The sequence below is a fragment of the Aeromicrobium sp. genome (assembly GCF_047607065.1).
In the GTDB taxonomy this organism is placed as follows: Bacteria; Actinomycetota; Actinomycetes; order Propionibacteriales; family Nocardioidaceae; genus Aeromicrobium.
The window spans coordinates 32,362-52,363 of the sequence record NZ_JASGDU010000008.1; the positions used below are offsets into that span (position 1 = coordinate 32,362).

At 68.0% G+C, this 20,002-nt stretch carries 19 protein-coding genes; 13 read left to right on the top strand and 6 right to left on the bottom strand.

Annotated features, from left to right (window positions below):
- Window positions 1–97: 97 nt before the first annotated feature.
- The 7 genes from QM597_RS00915 to QM597_RS00945 all read left to right on the top strand — a co-directional run bounded on the left by QM597_RS00915 (window position 98) and on the right by QM597_RS00945 (window position 9,461).
- Window positions 98–1,849: an acyclic terpene utilization AtuA family protein gene (locus QM597_RS00915; protein WP_415002996.1), complete on the top strand. Its 1,752-nt coding sequence runs from the start codon at window positions 98–100 to the stop codon at window positions 1,847–1,849.
- Window positions 1,846–2,997, top strand: coding sequence for an acyl-CoA dehydrogenase family protein (locus QM597_RS00920; protein ID WP_415002997.1), 1,152 nt, complete (start codon window positions 1,846–1,848; stop codon window positions 2,995–2,997). Before QM597_RS00915 ends, QM597_RS00920 begins: the two co-directional genes overlap by 4 nt.
- Window positions 2,998–3,007: 10 nt before the next feature.
- Window positions 3,008–4,594 (top strand): acyl-CoA carboxylase subunit beta, encoded by a 1,587-nt coding sequence (locus QM597_RS00925; protein ID WP_415002998.1) that lies wholly within the window; start codon window positions 3,008–3,010, stop codon window positions 4,592–4,594.
- A gap of 169 nt (window positions 4,595–4,763) precedes the next feature.
- Window positions 4,764–6,677, top strand: a complete 1,914-nt coding sequence (locus QM597_RS00930) for an acetyl/propionyl/methylcrotonyl-CoA carboxylase subunit alpha (RefSeq protein WP_415002999.1) — start codon at window positions 4,764–4,766, stop codon at window positions 6,675–6,677.
- Window positions 6,674–7,843 (top strand): acyl-CoA dehydrogenase family protein, encoded by a 1,170-nt coding sequence (locus tag QM597_RS00935; protein WP_415003000.1) that lies wholly within the window; start codon window positions 6,674–6,676, stop codon window positions 7,841–7,843. The genes QM597_RS00930 and QM597_RS00935 overlap by 4 nt, the downstream gene beginning before the upstream one ends.
- Before the next feature lie 112 nt (window positions 7,844–7,955).
- The gene (locus tag QM597_RS00940; RefSeq protein WP_415003001.1) at window positions 7,956–8,705 is read left to right on the top strand and encodes an enoyl-CoA hydratase-related protein; all 750 of its coding nucleotides are present in this window, start codon (window positions 7,956–7,958) and stop codon (window positions 8,703–8,705) included.
- A gap of 204 nt (window positions 8,706–8,909) precedes the next feature.
- Window positions 8,910–9,461, top strand: coding sequence for a PadR family transcriptional regulator (locus QM597_RS00945; protein WP_415003002.1), 552 nt, complete (start codon window positions 8,910–8,912; stop codon window positions 9,459–9,461).
- On the opposite strand, the gene QM597_RS00950 is transcribed toward QM597_RS00945, so the two are convergent.
- Window positions 9,425–9,676 (bottom strand): SCO4848 family membrane protein, encoded by a 252-nt coding sequence (locus QM597_RS00950; RefSeq protein ID WP_415003003.1) that lies wholly within the window; start codon window positions 9,674–9,676, stop codon window positions 9,425–9,427. The two genes, QM597_RS00945 and QM597_RS00950, sit on opposite strands and share 37 nt — an antisense overlap.
- A gap of 25 nt (window positions 9,677–9,701) precedes the next feature.
- On the opposite strand from QM597_RS00950, the gene QM597_RS00955 reads away from it, so the two are divergent.
- Window positions 9,702–11,756: an FAD-dependent oxidoreductase gene (locus tag QM597_RS00955; protein WP_415003004.1), complete on the top strand. Its 2,055-nt coding sequence runs from the start codon at window positions 9,702–9,704 to the stop codon at window positions 11,754–11,756.
- A 114-nt stretch (window positions 11,757–11,870) separates the two neighbouring features.
- Here QM597_RS00955 and QM597_RS00960 read toward each other — a convergent pair whose 3' ends face one another.
- Window positions 11,871–12,755: a phytanoyl-CoA dioxygenase family protein gene (locus tag QM597_RS00960; RefSeq protein WP_415003005.1), complete on the bottom strand. Its 885-nt coding sequence runs from the start codon at window positions 12,753–12,755 to the stop codon at window positions 11,871–11,873.
- Between the two features lie 202 nt (window positions 12,756–12,957).
- Here QM597_RS00960 and QM597_RS00965 point away from each other — a divergent pair, with 202 nt between their 5' ends.
- From QM597_RS00965 to QM597_RS00985, 5 genes are all read left to right on the top strand, one after another.
- Window positions 12,958–13,599 (top strand): histidine phosphatase family protein, encoded by a 642-nt coding sequence (locus QM597_RS00965; protein WP_415003006.1) that lies wholly within the window; start codon window positions 12,958–12,960, stop codon window positions 13,597–13,599.
- A gap of 102 nt (window positions 13,600–13,701) precedes the next feature.
- Window positions 13,702–13,962, top strand: coding sequence for a hypothetical protein (locus QM597_RS00970; RefSeq protein ID WP_415003007.1), 261 nt, complete (start codon window positions 13,702–13,704; stop codon window positions 13,960–13,962).
- Window positions 13,959–14,291 (top strand): hypothetical protein, encoded by a 333-nt coding sequence (locus QM597_RS00975; protein ID WP_415003008.1) that lies wholly within the window; start codon window positions 13,959–13,961, stop codon window positions 14,289–14,291. The genes QM597_RS00970 and QM597_RS00975 overlap by 4 nt, the downstream gene beginning before the upstream one ends.
- 2 nt (window positions 14,292–14,293) lie before the next feature.
- Entirely contained in the window at window positions 14,294–14,914 is a 621-nt protein-coding gene (locus tag QM597_RS00980; protein WP_415003009.1) for a hypothetical protein, read from the top strand.
- A gap of 11 nt (window positions 14,915–14,925) precedes the next feature.
- Entirely contained in the window at window positions 14,926–15,255 is a 330-nt protein-coding gene (locus QM597_RS00985) for a hypothetical protein (RefSeq protein WP_415003010.1), read from the top strand.
- A gap of 7 nt (window positions 15,256–15,262) precedes the next feature.
- On the opposite strand, the gene QM597_RS00990 is transcribed toward QM597_RS00985, so the two are convergent.
- The 4 genes from QM597_RS00990 to QM597_RS01005 are packed head-to-tail and all read right to left on the bottom strand — an operon-like array spanning window position 15,263 to window position 19,847.
- Window positions 15,263–16,840: an AAA family ATPase gene (locus QM597_RS00990; RefSeq protein ID WP_415003011.1), complete on the bottom strand. Its 1,578-nt coding sequence runs from the start codon at window positions 16,838–16,840 to the stop codon at window positions 15,263–15,265.
- Window positions 16,841–16,843: 3 nt separating this feature from the next.
- On the bottom strand, window positions 16,844–17,476 hold the full coding sequence (locus QM597_RS00995) for a hypothetical protein (RefSeq protein ID WP_415003012.1): 633 nt from the start codon (window positions 17,474–17,476) through the stop codon (window positions 16,844–16,846).
- The gene (locus QM597_RS01000; RefSeq protein ID WP_415003013.1) at window positions 17,473–18,099 is read right to left on the bottom strand and encodes a hypothetical protein; all 627 of its coding nucleotides are present in this window, start codon (window positions 18,097–18,099) and stop codon (window positions 17,473–17,475) included. Before QM597_RS01000 ends, QM597_RS00995 begins: the two co-directional genes overlap by 4 nt.
- Entirely contained in the window at window positions 18,099–19,847 is a 1,749-nt protein-coding gene (locus tag QM597_RS01005) for a hypothetical protein (RefSeq protein ID WP_415003014.1), read from the bottom strand. The genes QM597_RS01000 and QM597_RS01005 overlap by 1 nt, the downstream gene beginning before the upstream one ends.
- Between the last annotated feature and the right edge of the window lie 155 nt (window positions 19,848–20,002).

Here is a 20,002-nt window from a genome sequence, read left to right on the forward strand (position 1 = left end):
ATTCCGGGCCAAATCCGCCGCAGTTGCCCGAGGAACCCGAGGCCGTCCGAAAACAAGCAAGGTTGACTGTTTGTTCTTCAGCGGGCACCATGCCAGGGTGACGATTCGGATCGGCAACTGCTCGGGCTACCTCGGCGACCGGCCCTCCGCGATGCGGGAGATGCTGGAGGGCGGCGACCTCGACTACCTGACCGGCGACTACCTCGCTGAGCTGACCATGCTCATCCTCGGCGGGCAGCAACTCAAAGACCCGAACCTCGGATACGCGCGCACCTTCGTCCGCCAGGTCGCCGACTGTCTCGCCCTGGCCAAGGACAAGGGCGTGCGGATCGTGACCAACGCCGGGGGTCTGAACCCGGCGGGCCTGGCCGGCAAACTTCGCGAGGTCGCTGCCGAACAGGGCATCGACGTCGCCGTCGCCCATGTCGAAGGCGACGACGTCCGCAGCCGCTTCACGGGCGCGTTGACCGCCAATGCCTACCTCGGCGCTTTCGGCATCGCCGCCGCCCTGGACGCCGGAGCCGACATCGTCGTGACCGGGCGCGTCACCGACGCCTCGGTCGTCGTCGGGCCGGCGATCCACGCCCACGGCTGGGGCCGCGACGACCTCGACGCACTCGCCGGGGCCGTCGTCGCCGGTCACGTCATCGAGTGCGGCACCCAGGCCACCGGCGGCAATTTCAGCGGATTCGCGGACCTGAGCGAAAGGGGCCTCCTCGACCTCGGCACTCCGCTCGGCTTCCCCATCGCAGAAATCGACGCCGACGGCTCCTGCGTCATCACCAAGCACGCAGGTCACGGCGGCGCGGTCACGGTCGACACGGTGACCGCCCAACTCGTGTACGAGATCCAGAGCACCGTGTACGCCAACCCCGATGTCGTGACGCACCTCGACACCATCGAACTGACCCAGGAAGCCGGGGACCGGGTGCGCATCAGCGGCGTGCGCGGCTCCACTCCGCCGGTCGACACGAAGGTCTGCCTCAACTTCTTCAGTGGATTCCGCAACAAGGCCTCGTTCTACCTGACCGGCCTCGACATCGAAGCGAAGGCGGCGTGGGCGCGAGCGCAGATGGAGTCCGCGCTGGCGCTCAATCCGCCGGACGAGGTCGAGTGGCAGTTCGAGGACACCGCCGTCGCCGATCCGCAGACACAGGCGCACGGCACGTCGGTCCTGCACTGCCATGTACGCAGCACCCAAGCCGAGCCGGTGGGGCGGAACTTCAGCGACGCGGCGGTTCAGATCGCGCTCGCGTCGTATCCGGGCTTCTACATGATGTCGATGCCCGAGCCGGGCAAGCCCTACGGCGTCTACCGCGCCGACTACCTGCCGCAGGCCGAGGTATCGCACACCGTGGTTCTCCCCGACGGCTCCCGCATCGACATCGCTCCCCCGCCGAACGTGGCCCCCTTCCCGCCCGATGTGCCGCCCGGTCCACCGAATGAGTCCAGCGAAACGGTGGATACGGCAGCAAATCTGGGGGAGCGGGCGGAGACCCGGGCGGTTCCGCTGGGGGAGCTGGTGCACGCGCGGTCAGGGGACAAGGGCGGCAACGCCAACATCGGGGTGTGGGTGCCGGCCGGCCATGCCCGGAGGGCCGAGGCGTTCGCGTGGCTGGCCGCCGAGTTGACGCCCGACCGGGTGCGTGAACTGCTGCCGGAGGCCACTGGCCTCGACGTCGAGGTGTATCCGCTACCCAACCTCGCCGGAATCAACATCATCATGTACGGCCTGCTCGGGGAAGGTGTCGCGTCATCGACCCGTCTCGATCCTCAGGCCAAGGCCGTCGGTGAGTGGCTGCGCGCCCGCGTCGCCCGAATCCCCGCCGAACTTCTGGAGCAGAAATGAACCCCTGGAACACCCCCGAGCGACTGGCACTGCGGCAAGCCGTCACCGCCTTCACGCAGACCGAGATCGCTCCGCACCTTCCCCAGTGGGAGGACGACGGCCTCCTGCCGCGCGAGCTGCACAAGCAGACCGCCGACGCGGGCTTCCTCGCGATCGGCTTCCCCGAGGAAGTCGGCGGGGTCGGCGGCGATACGATCGACGTCGCCATCGCGACCGAGGCGACTCTCCTCGGCGGCGGGTCGGGTGGCGTGCAGGCCAGCCTGTTCACCCACGGCATCGCCCTGCCGCACATCGTCGATTCCGGCAACGCCGACCTGATCGACCGCTACGTCCGCCCGACACTGGCCGGCGACCTGATCGGCTCGCTGGCCATCACCGAACCCGGTGGCGGCTCCGACGTGGCCGGCATCCGCACCCGCGCAGTGCGCGACGGCGATCACTACGTCGTCAACGGCTCGAAGATCTTCATCACGTCCGGGGTCCGGGCCGACTTCGTTACCACTGCGGTGCGTACCGGTGGCGAGGGTCACGGCGGCGTGAGCCTGCTCGTCATCGACAAGGACACGCCCGGATTCACCGTCAGCCGCAGCCTGCGCAAAATGGGCTGGCACTGTTCCGATACCGCCGAACTCTCCTTCGACGACGTGCGGGTCCCCGCCGAGAACCTCGTCGGGGAGGAGAACACCGGCTTTTACCAGATCGCACAGCAATTCGTCAGCGAGCGGCTCTGGCTCGCCATCTGCGGCTACGCGACCGCGCAGCGCTGCCTCGACCTGGCGACCGAGTACGCCAAGGAGCGCGACACCTTCGGCAAGCCGCTGTCGACGCGCCAGGTCATCCGGCACAAGCTCGTCGACATGCACGCCCGCACTGCGGCGGCCCGCGCCCTGACTCGCGCCGCTGTCGAGCGCTCGGTCACCGCGTCGAAGTCCGACACGTCGATGATCCTCGACGCTGTGATCGCCAAGGACCAGGCTGTCGCCTGTGCCGAATACGTCGCGACCGAGGCCGTACAGATCTTCGGCGGCATGGGCTACATGCGCGAGACCGAGGTCGAGCGGCACTACCGCGACGTGCGCATCCTCGGCATCGGCGGCGGTGCCAACGAGGTCATGCGCGACCTCGCCGCCAAGCTCATGGGCCTGTGAGGAGCCAACGATGAAGACCATGATCGACCCGTCGTCGCCGACGTTCGTCGCCAACCGCGAGGCCGCGCTCGAGAAGGTCGCCGACCTGGCCGAACAGCTCGCCACGCCACTCGGCGGTGGTGGCGAGAAGTACGTCCAACGCCACCGTGACCGCGGCAAACTGCTTGCCCGCGAGCGCATCGAGCTGTTGCTCGACCCCGACACCCCGTTCCTAGAGCTCGGCGCGCTCGCCGGATGGGGCACCGACTTCGCCGTCGGCGGCTCGATGGTCACCGGCATCGGCATCGTCGAGGGCGTCGAGTGCATGATTATCGCCTCCGACCCCACGGTCAAGGGCGGTTCGATCAACCCCGTCGGCGTCAAGAAGGCCTTCCGCGCCGCGCAGATCGCCGCCGAGAACCGGTTACCGACGATCAACCTGGTCGAGTCCGGCGGTGCGGACCTTCCCACGCAGAAGGACATCTTCATCCCCGCAGGCAAGACCTTCCGCGACATCACGCGGGCGTCGGCGGCGCGCGTGCCCACGATTGCGCTGGTCTTCGGCAACTCGACCGCCGGCGGTGCCTACATTCCGGGCATGAGCGACTACATCGTCATGGTCAAGGAACGCGCGAAGGTGTTCCTCGCGGGTCCGCCGCTGGTCAAGATGGCCACAGGCGAGGAGTCCGACGACGAGTCGCTGGGCGGCGCGGAAATGCACGCCCGTCAATCGGGTCTGGCCGATTACCTCGCTCAGGATGAACGCGATGCCATCCGTTTAGGCCGGCAGATCGTGCGGCGGCTCAACTGGCGCAAGCGCGGCGAGGAGCCGCAGGCCGACTACGCCGAGCCGGTCTTCGACGCCGAGGAACTGCTCGGCATCGTGCCGTCGGACCTCAAGGTTCCCTTCGACCCCCGCGAGGTGCTGGCGCGCATCGTCGACGCCAGCGAGTTCGACGAGTTCAAGCCGCTGTACGGCCCGTCGCTCGTGACCGGCTTCGCGCAGTTGCACGGCTATCCGATCGGCGTCGTGGCCAACGCCCAGGGTGTCCTCTTCAACGAGGAGGCACAGAAGGGCATGCAGTTCATCCAGTTGTGTAACCAGATCGACACCCCGATCCTGTTCCTGCACAACACGACGGGCTACATGGTCGGTGCGGAGTACGAGCAGAAGGGGATCATCCGGCACGGCGCGCAGATGATCAACGCGGTCTCGAACTCGAAGGTGCCGCACCTGTCGATCGTCATGGGCGGCTCGTACGGTGCCGGCAACTACGGCATGAGCGGCCGCGCCTACGACCCGCGCTTCATGTTCAGCTGGACCGGTGCCAAGTCGTCGGTCATGGGGCCGGAGCAGTTGGCGGGCGTCATGGAGATCGTCGCGCGCGAGTCGGCGCAGTCCAAGGGCGAGGTGTTCGACGCCGAGGGCTTCGCGCCGATCCGCGACATGGTCAAAGACATGATCGAGCAGCAGTCGCTGGCGTACTTCACCTCCGGCATGGGGTACGACGACGGGGTCATCGATCCGCGCGACACCCGCACGATCCTGGGCATCTGCCTGTCGGTGATCCACAACGTGCCCGTCGAGGGTGCCCGAGCGTACGGAGTGTTCCGATGAGGCGCGCGGCTCCCGATCAGGTCCCTTCGAGGCTTCGGGCGCAGAGCGCCCTCCGCACCTCAGGGACCGAAACCAGCCGGTCCCTGAGGTGCGACGAAGGTCCCCCGCAAGCGGGAGGTACCCCCACCCCGAAGGGACCCGCCACCTTTGCCGTCGAAAGGACTGCCCGATGATTCGATCTGTACTGGTGGCGAACCGGGGGGAGATCGCTCGGCGCGTCTTCCGCACCTGCCGCGACCTCGGCATCCGCACGGTCGCGGTCCACTCCGATGCCGATGCGGACGCGCCGTTCGTGCAAGAGGCCGACATCGCGGTGCCGTTGCCGGGCAACACCGCCGCCGAGACGTACCTGCGCGGTGACCTCGTCATCGCCGCCGCGAAGGCCGCGGGTGCCGACGCCATCCACCCGGGCTACGGCTTCCTGTCGGAGAACGCCGACTTCGCGCGGCAGGTGGCCGAGGCGGGCCTGACATGGATCGGTCCGACGCCAGAGTCCATCGAGGCGATGGGGAGCAAAATCCGCGCCAAGGAACTGATGGCCGCCGCCGGGGTGCCGATCCTGGAGGTCGACCCGGCGAAGGCCGAGGCACGTGACTTCCCGTTGCTGGTCAAGGCGTCCGCCGGCGGCGGCGGCCGGGGCATGCGGGTCGTGGAGACGCCTGCGGACCTGGAGCGCGAACTGGCGGCCGCCACGGCCGAGGCCGAGTCGGCCTTCGGCGACGGCACGGTGTTCGTCGAGCCGTACCTGCCGACAGCGCGCCACGTCGAGGTGCAGGTCGTGGCCGACACCCACGGCACGACCTGGATCCTCGGCGACCGCGATTGCTCGATCCAGCGGCGTCACCAGAAGGTCGTCGAGGAGGCACCCGCACCGAACCTGTCCGACGCGACCCGCGAGGTGCTGCACACTGCGGCCCGCGATGCGGCCGAGGCCGTGGATTACGTCGGCGCGGGCACGGTCGAGTTCCTGGTCGACGGCGACCGGCCGTTCTTCTTGGAGATGAACACCCGCCTACAGGTGGAGCATCCGGTGACCGAGGCGGTCTTCGGGGTCGATCTGGTCGCCGCGCAGATCGCCGTGGCCGAGGGCCGTGAGCTGGGCGAGCCGCCGGCCGGCCCGACGGGCCACTCGATCGAGGTTCGTCTCTACGCCGAGGACGCGGCCGACGACTGGTCACCGCAGACCGGTGTGCTGCGGGCCTTCGAGACGCCCGACAGCGTGCGCGTCGACTCGGCCGTCGAATCAGGCTCGGTGGTGTCGCATTTCTACGATCCGATGATCGCCAAGGTCGTCGCGTACGGAGCCGACCGGCATCAGGCGATCCGCGTCCTCGATGACGCACTGCGCCGCACCCGCCTGCACGGCCTCGTCACCAACCGCGACCTGCTGCGCGGCGTGCTGGCCGACGACGAGTTCGCCGCCGGAAACGTCCACACGGCCCTGCTCGGCGAGCGCATCGACGCCTGGACGGCCCCGCGCCTGACCGAAGCCCAGCGCGACCGCCTGGTGCTGGCGGGAGCGCTCGCCGAGGCGCGCGCCTCCTCGACTGCGGGCGTACTCGGCCGCTTCCCGACCGCCTACCGCAACGTCACGAGCCAGCCCCGGACCCGCCACTACGTCCTCGACGGGCAAGAAGTCGAAGCCGTCTACACCGGCTCCATCCGCGGACTGGCCAGCGAGGTCGCCGACGTAGTGTCGGCCGAACCCCATCGCGTCGTGCTCCGGGTCGAGGGCGTCGACGAGACGTACCGGGTCGACGTCGGCGAGGGGTGGGTCGACGTCGACGGCCCGCATGGCGCGGCCGACCTGATCCCTGTACCGGCCTTCGTCGACCCGGCCGACGTGGTCGCCGAGGGTTCGCTGCTGGCACCAATGCCGGCCACGGTCACCAGCGTGGCCGTCGAGGTCGGGCAGCGTGTCGCCAAGGGCGAGACCGTGCTCGTACTCGAGGCCATGAAGATGCAGCACACGCTGGCCGCGCCGACGGCCGGCGTCATCACCGAGATCGATGTCGCGACGGGCCAGCAGGTCGAATCCGGTGCCGTGCTCGCCGTCATCGAATCAGAACAGGACCAGAAATGACCCACTCGTTCAGCGAATCGCCCGAACGCCGCGAGTTGCGCAAGGCCGTCTTCGAGTTCACCCGTGCCTTCGGCCCGGACTACTTCCTGGCCGCCGCGCGGGAGGGCCGCAAGACCACCGAGCTGTGGGACGCCGCCGCCAAGAACGGCTACCTCGGGGTCAACCTCCCCGAGGAGTACGGCGGAGGCGGCGGTGAGCTGGGCGATCTCGCCGCCGTGCTCGAAGAGATGGCCGCCGCCGGGGCACCGCTGCTGATGATGGTCGTCTCCCCTGCCATCGTCGGCACGATCATCGCCGAGTTCGGCACCGACGAGCAGAAGCAGCGCTGGCTGCCGGGCGTCGCGGACGGCACGGCGAAGTACGCCTTCGGCATCACCGAGGCCGACGCCGGCTCGAATTCGCACAAGATCGTCACCACGGCCTACCGCACCGAGGACGGCGGCTGGCGGCTCAAGGGCAACAAGACCTTCATCTCCGGCGTCGACGAGGCCAGCCACATCCTCGTGGTCTCGCGCACCGAGGACACCAAGACCGGCAACCTCAAGCCCGCGCTGTTCATGGTGCCCACCGACGCGCCGGGCCTGGTCAAGACCGAGATCGACATGGGCCTGGTGATCCCGGAGAAGCAGTTCACGCTCTTCCTCGACGATGTCGCGCTGCCCGCCGATGCGCTGGTCGGCAGCGAGGACGCCGCCATCGCGCAGCTGTTCGCGGGCCTGATCCCCGAGCGCATCATGGGCGCGTCGATGGCGCTCGGGTCGGCGCGGCTCGCGGTGGAGCGGGCGGTGGCGTACGCCAAGGAGCGCAAGGTCTTCCGGGACACGCCGATCGGGGCGCACCAGGCCATCGCGCACCCGCTGGCCGAGATCCATATGGAGATCGAGATGGCCCGGTTGATGACGCAGAAGGCGGCGGCCCTGCATGCCGCGGGCGATCACATGGGCGCGGGCGAGGCCGCGAACTTCGCCAAGTACGCCGCGGGCGAGGTGTCGGTCAAGGCCGTCGATCAGGCCATCCAGACGCACGGCGGCAACGGCCTGGCCCGCGAATATCAACTTGTCGATATGTTGGCCGCGACGCGCCTGGGCCGTATCGCCCCGGTGAGCCGCGAGATGGTGCTCAACTTCGTCGCGCAGTTCTCCCTCGGCCTGCCCAAGTCCTACTGACCGACCCTTCGAGGCTCGTCGCTGCGCTCCTCGCACCTCAGGGACCGGGCGCCCCGGTCCCTGAGGTGCGACGAAGGAGCCTCGAAGGGACCCCACCACCCCAAGGAATCCCATGACCGAACTCGTCCACCTGGACTTCGCCGACGGCGTTGCGACGATCACGCTCGACAGCGAGCACAACCGCAATGCGCTGAGCCGCCAGCTCGTCACCGAGCTGATCGGTCACCTCGACACGGCGGTCGCCGACGACACGGCGAAGGTGATCGTGCTGCGTTCGGCGCATCGGGTGTTCTGCTCGGGCGCGGACCTGTCGGAGGCGGCCACCGCCGATCCGGCTGAGGGCGCGCGGGCCATGGTGGGCCTGCAGCGGCAGATCGTCACGGCACCGAAGCCGGTGGTCGTGGTGCTCGGCGGCCCCGTGCGCGCCGGGGGGCTGGGCATCGTGGGCGCAGCTGACATCGTGCTGGCAGCCGAGTCGGTGAACTTCGCGCTGACCGAGGTGCGCCTGGCGGTGGCCCCGGCGATCATCTCGCTGACGCTGCTGGAACGGTTCAGTTCGCGCGCCGCCGCCGACCTGTTCCTGACGGGCCGCAAGTTCACTGCGACCGAGGCGGTCGCCACCGGTCTCGTCACGCGCGCGGTGCCCGACGAGGAGGTGGACACCGCGCTCGCCGACCTTCTCGCCGACCTCACGCTGGGCTATCCGCAGGGTTTCCGTGAGACGAAACTGCTGCTCAACCACGACATCATTGCTCGCATCGACGCCCTCGGCGAACAGGTCGCCGCCCAATCGGCCCGCCTCTTCGCCAGCGACGAGGCCCGCGAGGCCATGCTCGCGTTCCTCTCCCGCCCGAAGGGCTGAGGACTCACGTTCGCTGGTGGTGATCCTCCCGGTCCAGTCGGTTCTCGTCGAGCATCGGCGGTGAGCTGCACCCCTATGCCCGTTTCGACGCCGAGGGAACCGTCCGCAACATCATGACTGGCGAGACCTCCTCTCGGCTGAGGGTTGCCTCACCTTATATGCATCGAGTTGCCTATGCGCAGCGATGCGTATTACCGTGCTCGCGTGGCATTGGAGCATGCGATCCTCGTGTCGCTGGCGGAGCGGTCCGCCAGCGGCTACGACCTGGCTCGCCGCTTCGACGCCTCCATCGGCAACTTCTGGAAGGCCAGCCACCAGCAGATCTACAAGGTGCTCGCCCGCATGGAGGCCGACGAGTTGGTGACCTCCGAGGCCGTCGCCCAGGAAGGCCGCCCCGACAAGAAGGTCTACGCGATCACCGCCGCCGGCCGGTCGGAACTGGCCGCGTTCACGGCCACGCCGACCGGCCCAGAGGTGCTGCGCAGCGACTTCGCAGTCAAACTCCGCGCCCTGCCCTTCGGAGACCGTGACGCCATCGTGGCGTCCGTCCGCCGCCGCCGGGCCGACCACGCCGCACAGCTCGCCGAATACGAGGCGAGCGCGGCACGGTTCTACCCCGACCCCGAGGCCGTTCCCGCCGACCACCTCGGTGCCTGGCTGGTGCTGCGCGGCGGCATCCGGGCCGAACGCGGGGGGCTGGAGTGGTGCGACGAGATCCTTCAGTCGCTCGGCGAGGACAGGCGGGCCGCCCGATGAGCCTTCGCCCCGACGACCACCACGATCACGCCCAGGGTCATCGCCGTGACGATCAGCACCGCATGAACCCAGAAGAAGGGCTGCGGCGCGCTCGCCCAGTGCTCCCCCGCCCAGGCGCGGTCGTCCTCGACCACCGCCTTGGCGAACCGCGGCCACACGAACACGTTGAACAGGCCCGCCACCACCAGCAACCGAGCCGCACGCTGAGAGATCACCCCCCTATCTAACACCGGAGCCGTCATGTCCCCCCACCATTCGGTGCAGTACCCCCATCTGCTGAGCCCGCTCGACCTCGGCCACACGACCCTGCGCAATCGCGTCGTCATGGGGTCGATCCACTCCAAACTGGAGGATCGCGCGAAGGACGTGCCGAAGTGGGCCGCCTATTTCGCCGAGCGCGCCAAGGGCGGCGTGGCGCTGTCGATCACCGGCGGCATCTCGCCCAACCGCACCGGCTGGCTGCTGCCCTTCGGCGGCACCATGAACTCCACAAAGATTGCCGACCGGCACCGGGTCGTCACCGATGCGGTACACGAGCACGACGGCAAGATCGCCATGCAGATCCTGCACGCCGGCCGCTACGGCTACCACCCGTTCGTCAAGAGCGCGTCGGCGAAGAAGTCGCCGATCTCGCCGTTCAAGCCGCGCGCGATGAGCACCCGCGAGGTCGACCACACCGCGACCGACTTCGCCAAGGCCGCCCGGCTCGCGCGCCGCGCCGGCTACGACGGCGTCGAGATCATGGGATCGGAGGGCTACTTCATCAACCAGATGCTCACCGCGCGGACCAACAACCGCACCGACCGCTGGGGCGGCAGCGCCCGCAAGCGCATGGAGTTCCCGCGCGAGGTCGTGCGGCGCACGCGCGAACTGGTCGGCGACGATTTCGTCATCTTGTACCGGATGAGCCTGCTCGACCTGGTCGACAACGCCCAGTCGTGGGAGGAGACCGTCGAGCTGGCGCATCTGCTGGAGGAGGCGGGCGTCAGCATCTTCAACACCGGCATCGGCTGGCACGAGGCGCGCATCCCGACCATCGTGACGTCGGTGCCGCGGGCGGCCTTCGCGCCGCTGACCGGGCGGCTGCGCGCCGAGGTCGGGGTGCCGGTGATGGCGTCGAACCGCATCAACACCCCCGAGGTCGCCGAGCAGATCCTGGCCGACGGGCAGGCCGACCTGATCTCGATGGCGCGTCCGCTGCTGGCCGACCCGGACTTCGTCACCAAGGCCGCCGAGGGCCGCGCGGACGAGATCATCACCTGCATCGCCTGCAACCAGGCGTGCCTGGACCACACCTTCAAGAACCAGCGGGCCAGCTGCATGCTCAACCCGCGGGCGGGCTTCGAGACCGAGCTGGTGCTGCTGCCGACGAAGACGGTCAAGCGGGTCGCGGTGGTCGGTGCGGGGCCGGCGGGCCTGGCGGCGGCGGTCGAGGCGGCCGGGCGCGGGCACGATGTCGAGCTGTTCGAGGCGTCGGCGCAGATCGGCGGCCAGTTCCGGCTGGCCAGCCAGGTCCCCGGCAAGGAGGAGTTCAAGGAGACGATCCGCTACTACCGGCGCATGATCGAGGTGCGGGGCGTGACGCTGCACCTGAACACGCGCGCCACGGCGGAAGCGCTGGCCGGCTTCGACGAGGTGGTCATCGCCACGGGTGTCGAGCCGCGGGTCCCGTCGATCCCGGGCGTCGAGCACCCGAAGGTCGTCACCTATGCGCAGGTGATCGGCGAGGGGGTGCCGGTCGGCGAGACGGTCGCGGTGCTCGGTGCGGGCGGCATCGGTTTCGACGTCGCTGAGTTCCTGCTGCACGAGCCGTACGAGTCGCTGGAGCATTGGATGCAGCGGTGGGGCGTGGTCGACCCGTCACTGGAGGTCGCCGGCGGTGCGCGCGGCGGCCTCGGCGTGAAGGCGAAGGCCCCGGCGAAGCGCAAGGTCTATCTGTTGCAGCGCAAGACGTCCGAGCTGGGCAAGGGTCTCGGCAAGACGACCGGTTGGGTGCATCGCCAGACGCTCAAGGACTCCGGCGTCGAGATGATCCGTGGCGCGAGCTACGAGCGCATCGATGATGAGGGACTGCATCTGACGCAGCGGGACCACGACGATGCCGAGCCGGTCGAGATGCTCATCAAGGCCGACACCATCGTCTTGTGTACCGGCCAGGAGTCGGTGCGGGGCTTGGCCGACGATCTGATCGAGGCGGGCCTGACGCCGCACGTCATCGGCGGCGCGGACGTGGCCGCCGAACTCGACGCCAAGCGCGCCATCAAGCAAGCCACCGAGCTCGCCGCCCGCCTCTGAAACGACCACCCGTAGGCGACCTCGGTCCCTGAGGTGCGCCCTTCGAGGCCCCTCCTTCGTCGGGGGACCTCAGCCAACGAACCTATGCGCGCGGGTTCGGGCGGGCGGGGTGCCTCAGGGGATGAGGGCGGGAATGGAGGAGTCGAGCAGGCCGCGCTCCCGGAGGAATCCGTAGAGCGGGACCTCGTCGGGGAAGTGACCCCAAGCGTGGTCGCCGCCCTCGACCGGATCGTTCACGCGGCCTTCGTCCAGGGCCGACAGCAACTGCCGCTGCACGGGCGTCAGGCCGGCGGCCACCTCGGCGGAGACCGCCTCGTCACGCACCGTGATCCAGCGCGGGGTGTAGCCGAAGAAGACGCCCTTGCGCACGATGTCGGAGTAGTTGTTGGACCGCGCATGCCAGATCCGTCGGTCGAAGAACACCGCGTCACCGGGGTTGGCGCAGACCTCCATCGCACCCTCGGGATCAGGCCACTCGATGTCACGGCGCGGCGGGCCGTCGATGCGGTTCGTCTCGTGGCTGCCCTTGACGACCTTGAAGTTGCCACGCCCCGGCTCGGAGACGTCCGAGAGCCAGAAAGCCAGTTTGACCGACAGTCGCGGGCGCGGATCGGTCTCGATCTCGCGGTTCTGCCGCCCGCCGTCTTGATGCCACTCGAAACGGAACGGCTTGGGTTCACGAATAGGCGGATGGATGTCGAAATGCGAATGGTAGACGTGGCAGTTCCAGCCGAGCATCGACGTGACCAGGCCGAACACCCGCGGATGGTTCACCAGGCCCGCCAGCTCCGGGCACGATGCGACGGCGCTCAGCTGGTGCAGCGACTTATCCGCACCGAGCCGGCCGGCGGCCTCGCGCTCGGCATAGACACCGTCGACAGCCGACTCATACCGCGAGACTTCCCTCGAGCTCAGCACGCCGGGGATGACAAGGAACCCGTCGCGTTCAAAGGTCTCGCGCTGATCGGCGGTCATGGGCACGATGTCGGCGAAAGACATGCAGAATCCTTACGGCGGGGAGGGACGGGCGGCTCCGGCCTCCCCCCGGCGGAGCACTGGCATAAACAGTGCACCCCCCCCCGCTTGTCAAGCCGCAATCATGTCCTCTTTCGGAGAACATCGGACCCGGCGGCCTGAGCGGTGTCGTTGCGGCGGTGAGGACCTTCGTCATATCCACGCTCCTCGCCGCTACGCTCGCGGCGTGGGTGCTATCTCGCTGATCCGGCATGGCCAGGCCTCCTGGGATTCGGACGACTACGACCAGTTGAGTGACCTCGGTCAGCGGCAGGCGGGCTGGCTGGGTCTGGCCTGGGAGGCCGGCGGCCTGCGCCCCACCTGGTCGGTGGCCGGATCGCTGAAGCGCCACGCGCAGACCGCCGTGGGAGCCATCGACGCCATCGACGGCGACCTCTATGACGTCGATCCGGGCTGGAACGAGTACGACCATCTGGCCCTGGTGAACATGAGCGCCGCCACGGAGCGACCCGCCGACCCCAAAGAGTTCCAGGCGCTGCTCGACGGGGCGCTGGAGCGTTGGGTCGCCGGGGAGGTGAGCGCCGGCGGGGAGAGTTTCGTGCAGTTCTCGGCGCGGGTCCTCGCCTCGCTGGAGACCGCCGTCGCCCGTGCCGGATCGGGCCAGCACGTCGCGGTGTTCACCTCCGGGGGTCCCATCGCGGCGGCGGCCTCGCACCTGCTGGCCGGTGACGCCTCGCTGTTCATCACACTGAATCGGATCGTCGTCAACGCCTCGATCACGACCGTCATGGTCGGCCGCAGCGGCACCCGGCTGCTCACCTTCAACGAGCACGGCCACATCCCCCGCGACGCCGTCACCTTCCGCTGACCGGCCTATGTCCCCGATTTTGGGGACACGAAACGGCTGACGATGGCCATCGAATCGCCCTACGATGAACGCGCCAGGTGATCTGCCAATGAGAGGTACGCGATGTCCGAGCTCAAGAACCTCAAGGGGTCGATCGACAGCATCGCCCGCTCTGCCAAGCAGACCGGCGGCAGTCTCGGCCAGTTCCGCTCGACCTTCAGCCAGCAGGTGAGCCAGGTGCAGAGTTCCATCGGAGGCAGCTCTCAGCGCAAGGACCAAGAGGTCATCAGCGCTCTGCAAGACGCCCAGAAGAAGGTCGAGGCCGCCGCGCAGGCCTTGGATAACGCCGCGCGCATCGCCTCGGCGTACGGCAAGTCGTTGTGAGCGACGACCCGCGAAAGCTCGAGCGTGCGGCCGACCAGTTGGAGGACATCGCCCGCCGTCTCACGCGGGTCGCGAGTTCGACCCAGGAGTACGGCAGCGCGGTGAAGCCGATCGCCCACGGAGTAGCCCAAGTGGTCGGCGGCAGCGCGACCGGACGGGACCGCCAGATCGCCGCGGCGCTGGAGGGCGTCGCTCGCAGCGTCCAGCGCAGCGCAACGTCGTCGCACCAGGCGGCCGCCACCGCCACCCGGTTGGCAGGTGCGGCGCGCACCCAGGCACGCGAACTCCGACAGCGGCAAGGGCGAGAACAGGCCGCGAGAAGGAGATAAGCGTGTCGCAGCTACAAGGCATCGCCGGACGCCTGCGCGCGCTCGCCCACGACGCCACCCCGCTATCGGCCAATGTGACGAGCGCGGCGCGCGAGTTGACCGGCCTCGCCCGCCAAGCCGAGGCGATCGGCCGCACCGGAGTCAACGTGGGTCCGCTCATCAGTGCCGTCCAGACCGCCGCAGCCCAGGCTTCCGCCGCTGCTGACGCCGCCGCTCAGGTCAAAGCCGACGGCGTCGCCTGGGCCGACCACCTCGCCCGCAGCGGAGGCGGGGGCGGTTCGAGCGCCGAAGGAAGCCGGAGCCGTCCCACGGCCGAGAAGGCCCAGAAGAAACTCTCTCTTCAGGAAAAAATTCGTGCCGCTCGTACTGTCGGGCCGATGATCGCCAAGGCTCTGGTATCTCCAGAGGTCTTTGTCAAAGGGACACTGCCCCTCGTGAGCGGTGCACTCGGTATCGGAACCGAGGTTGCCGGCATCGACGATCACGGGATCGGCGAACTGGTCGACAAAGGGGCCACCGCCATCGCCGACTCCATCGATGCTGGTGCGCCTCAAGGCGGCTCCGCCTGGTCGACCCTCAATGTCCACCGGCTATTGAACCGGATTCAGCACGGCAAGAAGTGAGGGTGATCCCCATGGATAATGCCTCGGCCGACGACGTCGCCTTACAGGCCGTCGAGGCCCTCCGCCAACGCGACGAAGCCGCCTTCGCGCGGGCCGCCGAGGCCCTGACCGCTCTCGACGACGGTGTCGCGATCGGGTCTCTGCTCGCCATCATCACCGAAGCGGCAGGTGAACGTTCTATCGCCGACCTGCCTGCTGAGGACGCCCTCGGCGAACCACGTCTGCATGAGGTGATGACAGTCCTGCAGGCCAACGATATCGCCGCTCTCCTCGCACTCCTCGGCAACGACTACGGGCGCGTGGTGGGCGGTTTGATCGCCGTCGCTGCACAGCTGCGCTGAACCTCCGTCACAACACCACGCGGCGGCCGGAGCCGGGGGCGGGGGGCGCTGCCTTGGCAGCCGACACCGCCGGCCCACCGCCGCCGTTCGCCGGGATCGCCCGCTCCAGGCCCCACTGACGAATGTAGGCGACTTCTTCAGGATTGGTCCGGCTGAACGGCACCACATTGCTGAACGCCTGAATCGCCAGGGACTCGTCGATCACACCGGTCGCGTCGCGCTCCAGCTGATCGTTGGCCAACTCGCTGATCGTCGCGGTGATATCGGACCCGGCGAAGCCATCGGAGGCTCGTACCAACTCATCGACCAGGAACGCGCTCGGCTCCTGCTCGAACTTGTAGCGGAAGGAGAGCCGGATAATCTCGGCGCGCTCACGCTCATCAGGAAGGTCAACGAAGAAGACCTCGTCGAAACGCCCCTTGCGCAACAACTCCGGCGGCAACTGCCGCACGTCATTGGCCGTCGCCACCGTGAACACCTTGCTCTTGGACTCCTGCAGCCAATACAGGAACTGGCCGACCAGGCGAGTCGTGACGCCCGTCGAATCGCTGCCGGCCCCCGCCAAGCCCTTCTCGATCTCGTCGATCCACAGCACGCACGGCGCGACCCGCTCAGCACCCTCTAGCGCCTCGCGCAACCGCGACTCCGACTGACCGACATACATGCCGAGCACGGCCGCCAGGTCAAGCCGGTACAGCGGCAGCCCCCAGTCGTGCGCGACAGCTTTGGCCGACAAGGACTTGCCACACCCCGGCACACCGACGAGGACCACACCCTTCGGCGGGGTGATCTTGGTGCCAGTGAGGTCTTCCTTCATGCGGCGCTCACGCTTGCTCAGCCACTCCCGCAGCGCCGTCAGACCACCGACTTGCGCATCATCGGCGCTCACCTTGACGCGCTCGACGCCCGCGGTGCCACCGAAGATCTGATCCTTGAATGTCGCCAACTCGCCAAGGTCATCCACCAGGAGCGTGCCATTGGCGAGCAGCGTCGTGACGATGTTGACGGCCTCGGTCTGCATGACGCCCGACAGGATCTCGGCCGCACGACGCATGTCATCCATCTGCCACTCGATCACGAACCCCGGCAGATGCCGGTGTTGCTCGACAAGTCCGGTGATGACATCCAGCAACTCATCGTGGTCGGGCAGATCGAGTTCAACGGTCATGCCAAGGCGAGCGAGACCAGGCCACACCGGTTTGGAGGTGACGATCGTGATCGAACCCATGCGCGGCTCCGCGATGCGCGCCACCTCGGCCAGATGCCGCGAAGTGCTCGACTCCGACTCCAGATCATCAATGTCGAGGAAGACGAAGTTCACGTTGTCGCGCGACTGAAAGGCGGTCGTCGCATAGTCGAGGGCACCATGCAGCGACCGGTCGTCAGTGACCGCCTGGCCACCCGACAACTCAGTGAGTCCCTTCGCCGACGAATGCAGGTAGAACGGCATGCCCTGGTGTTTGACACCCGCGCTCTGAATGGCATTGAGCGCGCGGGCGGGTTCCTGCGAACGGACGATCACCACCGGAATGCGGGCACTGTAGTAGCGGCCGAGCCAGGAGATGGTCTCTGTCAGATTGGGCATGGATCACTCCTGCGGGAGACGGACGACACGGCGGGCCGGGGGGACGCTCGAACCGTGCAGTGAGGGAGGAATAGGGGGAGGAACATTGACCGGTGCCGCGTCGGCCTGGCGGGTCACCACGTCGTCGATCTGCCCGTCGAGCGAGAATCCGGGGTCGAGCACAGCGGTCAACGCGTTGTCGCGGTAAAGCCGTAGACGCGCCTCCCGCTCAGCTCGGTTGGTAGCCGAACTCATCGAAGCAGCGTGAACGGCTGAGTCCTCCAGATGCTGCTGGATGTCACGGATCTGCTCGTCGAAACGTTTGCTCAACGCCTCCCGGATCTCCTCCGGGAAGGCCGGGTGACGCGACAGCCGCAGCAGATGGGCAAGGCCCTTGCGGGCGTCGACCAGCACCTGGGCCATCGCGTGATCGTCCCGCGCATTCTGGGCGGCGTCGAGAAAGCTCCGGTGCCAGCGATCCGTCTGGTCCTCGATCGCTTTGATGACGTGATCGACGAACCGTTCGTACGTTGACGGAGAGAAGCCCTCCGGATCGAACGCCGGCAGATGCGACAGATCGGTGGCCGGATCTTTGCTCCACGCTCGCAGCGTGCGAACCCAGGTCTCGTAGACGCTGAGCGAGGGCGAATCAGTCACGAGGACGCACTCGTCGCCCGACGCACCTTCAGTTCGCCCGGAGGCGTCGGCGACCACTCCGGCAGATCGCCGGCAACCTCGCGGTTGCGAGTCAGGCCGCTGTCCTTCTTCCTACCCGAGGCGCGCAGGCCGGTGCCCCAGTCACGCGAAACCAACGGCGTGGGACCGCTGGCTTTCTCCGGCTCCGGCGGGGTAAACGGCGACTGGCCGGGCCGCCGGACGACCACCGGCTGCGACGCCGGAACCGCCGAGACCACGGACTCCGGGGGGCCTGGAGGTGCCGAGACTGCCGTAACGGGGGCGACCTCGGACGGGGCCACGGGCACGGCCGACTGGTCGATAACCACGGTCGGGGCCTCGCTGGCTACCGTGGAGGCCGGTGGCTCGGTGACGGCCTCGAAGGTCTCGGTGGCGACTTCCTCGGGGGCATAGTCACCCCAGTTCCGGCCGTCGAACCAACGCGCCCGGCCCGTGCCGTCGTCGTACCAGCCGGGTTCAGCGGTGCTCTCGGCCTCCGTCTGCTCCTCGGGGGCGTAGTCGCCCCAGTTCTGGCCGTCGAACCAACGCGCGCGGCCCGTGCCGTCGTCGTACCAGCCGGGTTCAGCAGTGTTCGTCGAGCTCATCAGTGGGTCCACCCTTCCAGAAGTTCCAGGAGTTCGGCTTCGCGCACGTCCTCCTCCTCGTACACCAGTCGCGCATCGACCCATTCGGCCGAGATCGTGCGGTACAACTCGACCGACTTCGCCACGGCCTCGCCGCGCACCTTCTCGACACCGGCGACGTCCGCACGGGCCGCCTCCTGCCTGCGCCAGATGAGGAACGCCGCGAACGCCGGTCCGCCGAGCATCGCGAGGACACCGATCAAGATGACCGGGACCGAACCCGTGAAACACAGCAGCAGACCGACGACGAAGGCGGCGACACCGCCGGCAATCTCACCGATCACCCGCGACCACCGGAAGGTCCGTGACTCGATGAACGCGGCGAAGACCTGCTCCCAGTGCGTGGCGAGGCTCGTCTCCGCCTGGTCGGGCGGCGTGTCGGACTCCACGGTCCACGTGCCGAACTGGAAGGCCTGGGCATGACTGGAGTGGTTGCCGTCCAGAACGAACTGGACACGCTCGGGCCATTGGGCGCGATAGTCGCGGCTGAACTGACCGATCGCCGACGTGAAATCCTCCTTACACGCGCCCACCGCGACCTGCTGGGTGCTGACGCTGACCCCGAGCAGATCGGGCGTGAGCGCGGTATGCGTCTGCAGCGACAATGCGTCGATGACCTCGTCGAGCGCAGCCACGTCGAGATCGGCCTGCTGCTTGGCGCGGTCTTCGTCGCCGTCGTGCTGGATGATCGCCTCCTGGTAGAGGACCTCGCGCCGCAGCGGCAACTCCTCCCCGTCAAACTCGGTGACGAGGAGTTCCAGCAGGTCATCGAGCCGATCGGCGACCGAGGCCGACAGCGTCGCGGTCGCATCGCGCACCTCGGTGTAGGTGGCGGTGACGTAGCCGTGCGCCGATGCCGCCTCCAACACCGACTTGACCACCGGCCAGCCCGGGGAGTGATGAGCCAGATGTGAGTACATCGAGTCGTCGATCGTCCCCCGATGCGTCTCGACCTCGTGACGCCACTTCTCGACCTGCGCAGTGACCAACTCCGGCTCATCACGCAGAATGTCGCGCCACCGGGTCAAGTGCTCCAGGACGAGTTCGCGACCCTCGGGACCGAAACCGTCCTGCGCGGCGGCCTCCAACAGCACCGCGAACTCACGGGTGAGCGCCCGAGGATCGAGCGAGACGAAGTAGTGACGCAGCCAACGTGCGGCATCGGCGAGCCGTGCCTGCCGCCGCAGCACGAGCGCGAAGAACAAACTGGTCTTCTTCGAGTCACGGGCGAATGCGGCTTCGATCGACTTCTCCGCCAGCTCCTGATCGTCCTTCGACCAGGCAGCCAAGGCGACGAGCGCAGGGGCCAGCCAGTAGCGCGGCGTCTGGATCATCAGTTCCTCGCTCAGCTCGTGCACCGTCTTGTTGCGCACATTGCCGATGTCGAAGGCCTGCAGAATGCCGACCGACGTACGGCGGACCACCCCGTAGTGACCGTATTCGCGCTCCAAGTCCGCCTTGAGGGTGCCGAGGCGCGTTTCGGCCAGCTGAACGAGCCGCTGGCGCTCGTGACGTTGCAGGAACTCTGAGAACTCATGGCGCAGCGCCATGAGTTCCTGCCTGGTCGTGGCGACATCGGACTGAACCCCGCCGATGTCACGGCGGACCTGACCGACTTCACCGCCCAACTCGTTGAGCCGGTACTCCATGTCGCGGAAGCCGTCGTTGATGCCCCGAACGATCGGGCTGAAGTCGACGCTTTGTGTCATCGCTGTCTCCTAGATGATTGATGCGGGGCGGGGTCTGGTCTGTGGTTTTAGTGGTCGTAGGGGGTCAGGGAGCGTAGGACGGGTGCTCCGATGCGGTCGTTGTGCCAGATGACGGTGGTGAGCGCGAGGATCCGCGTGGCGATACGGGTGGCGAC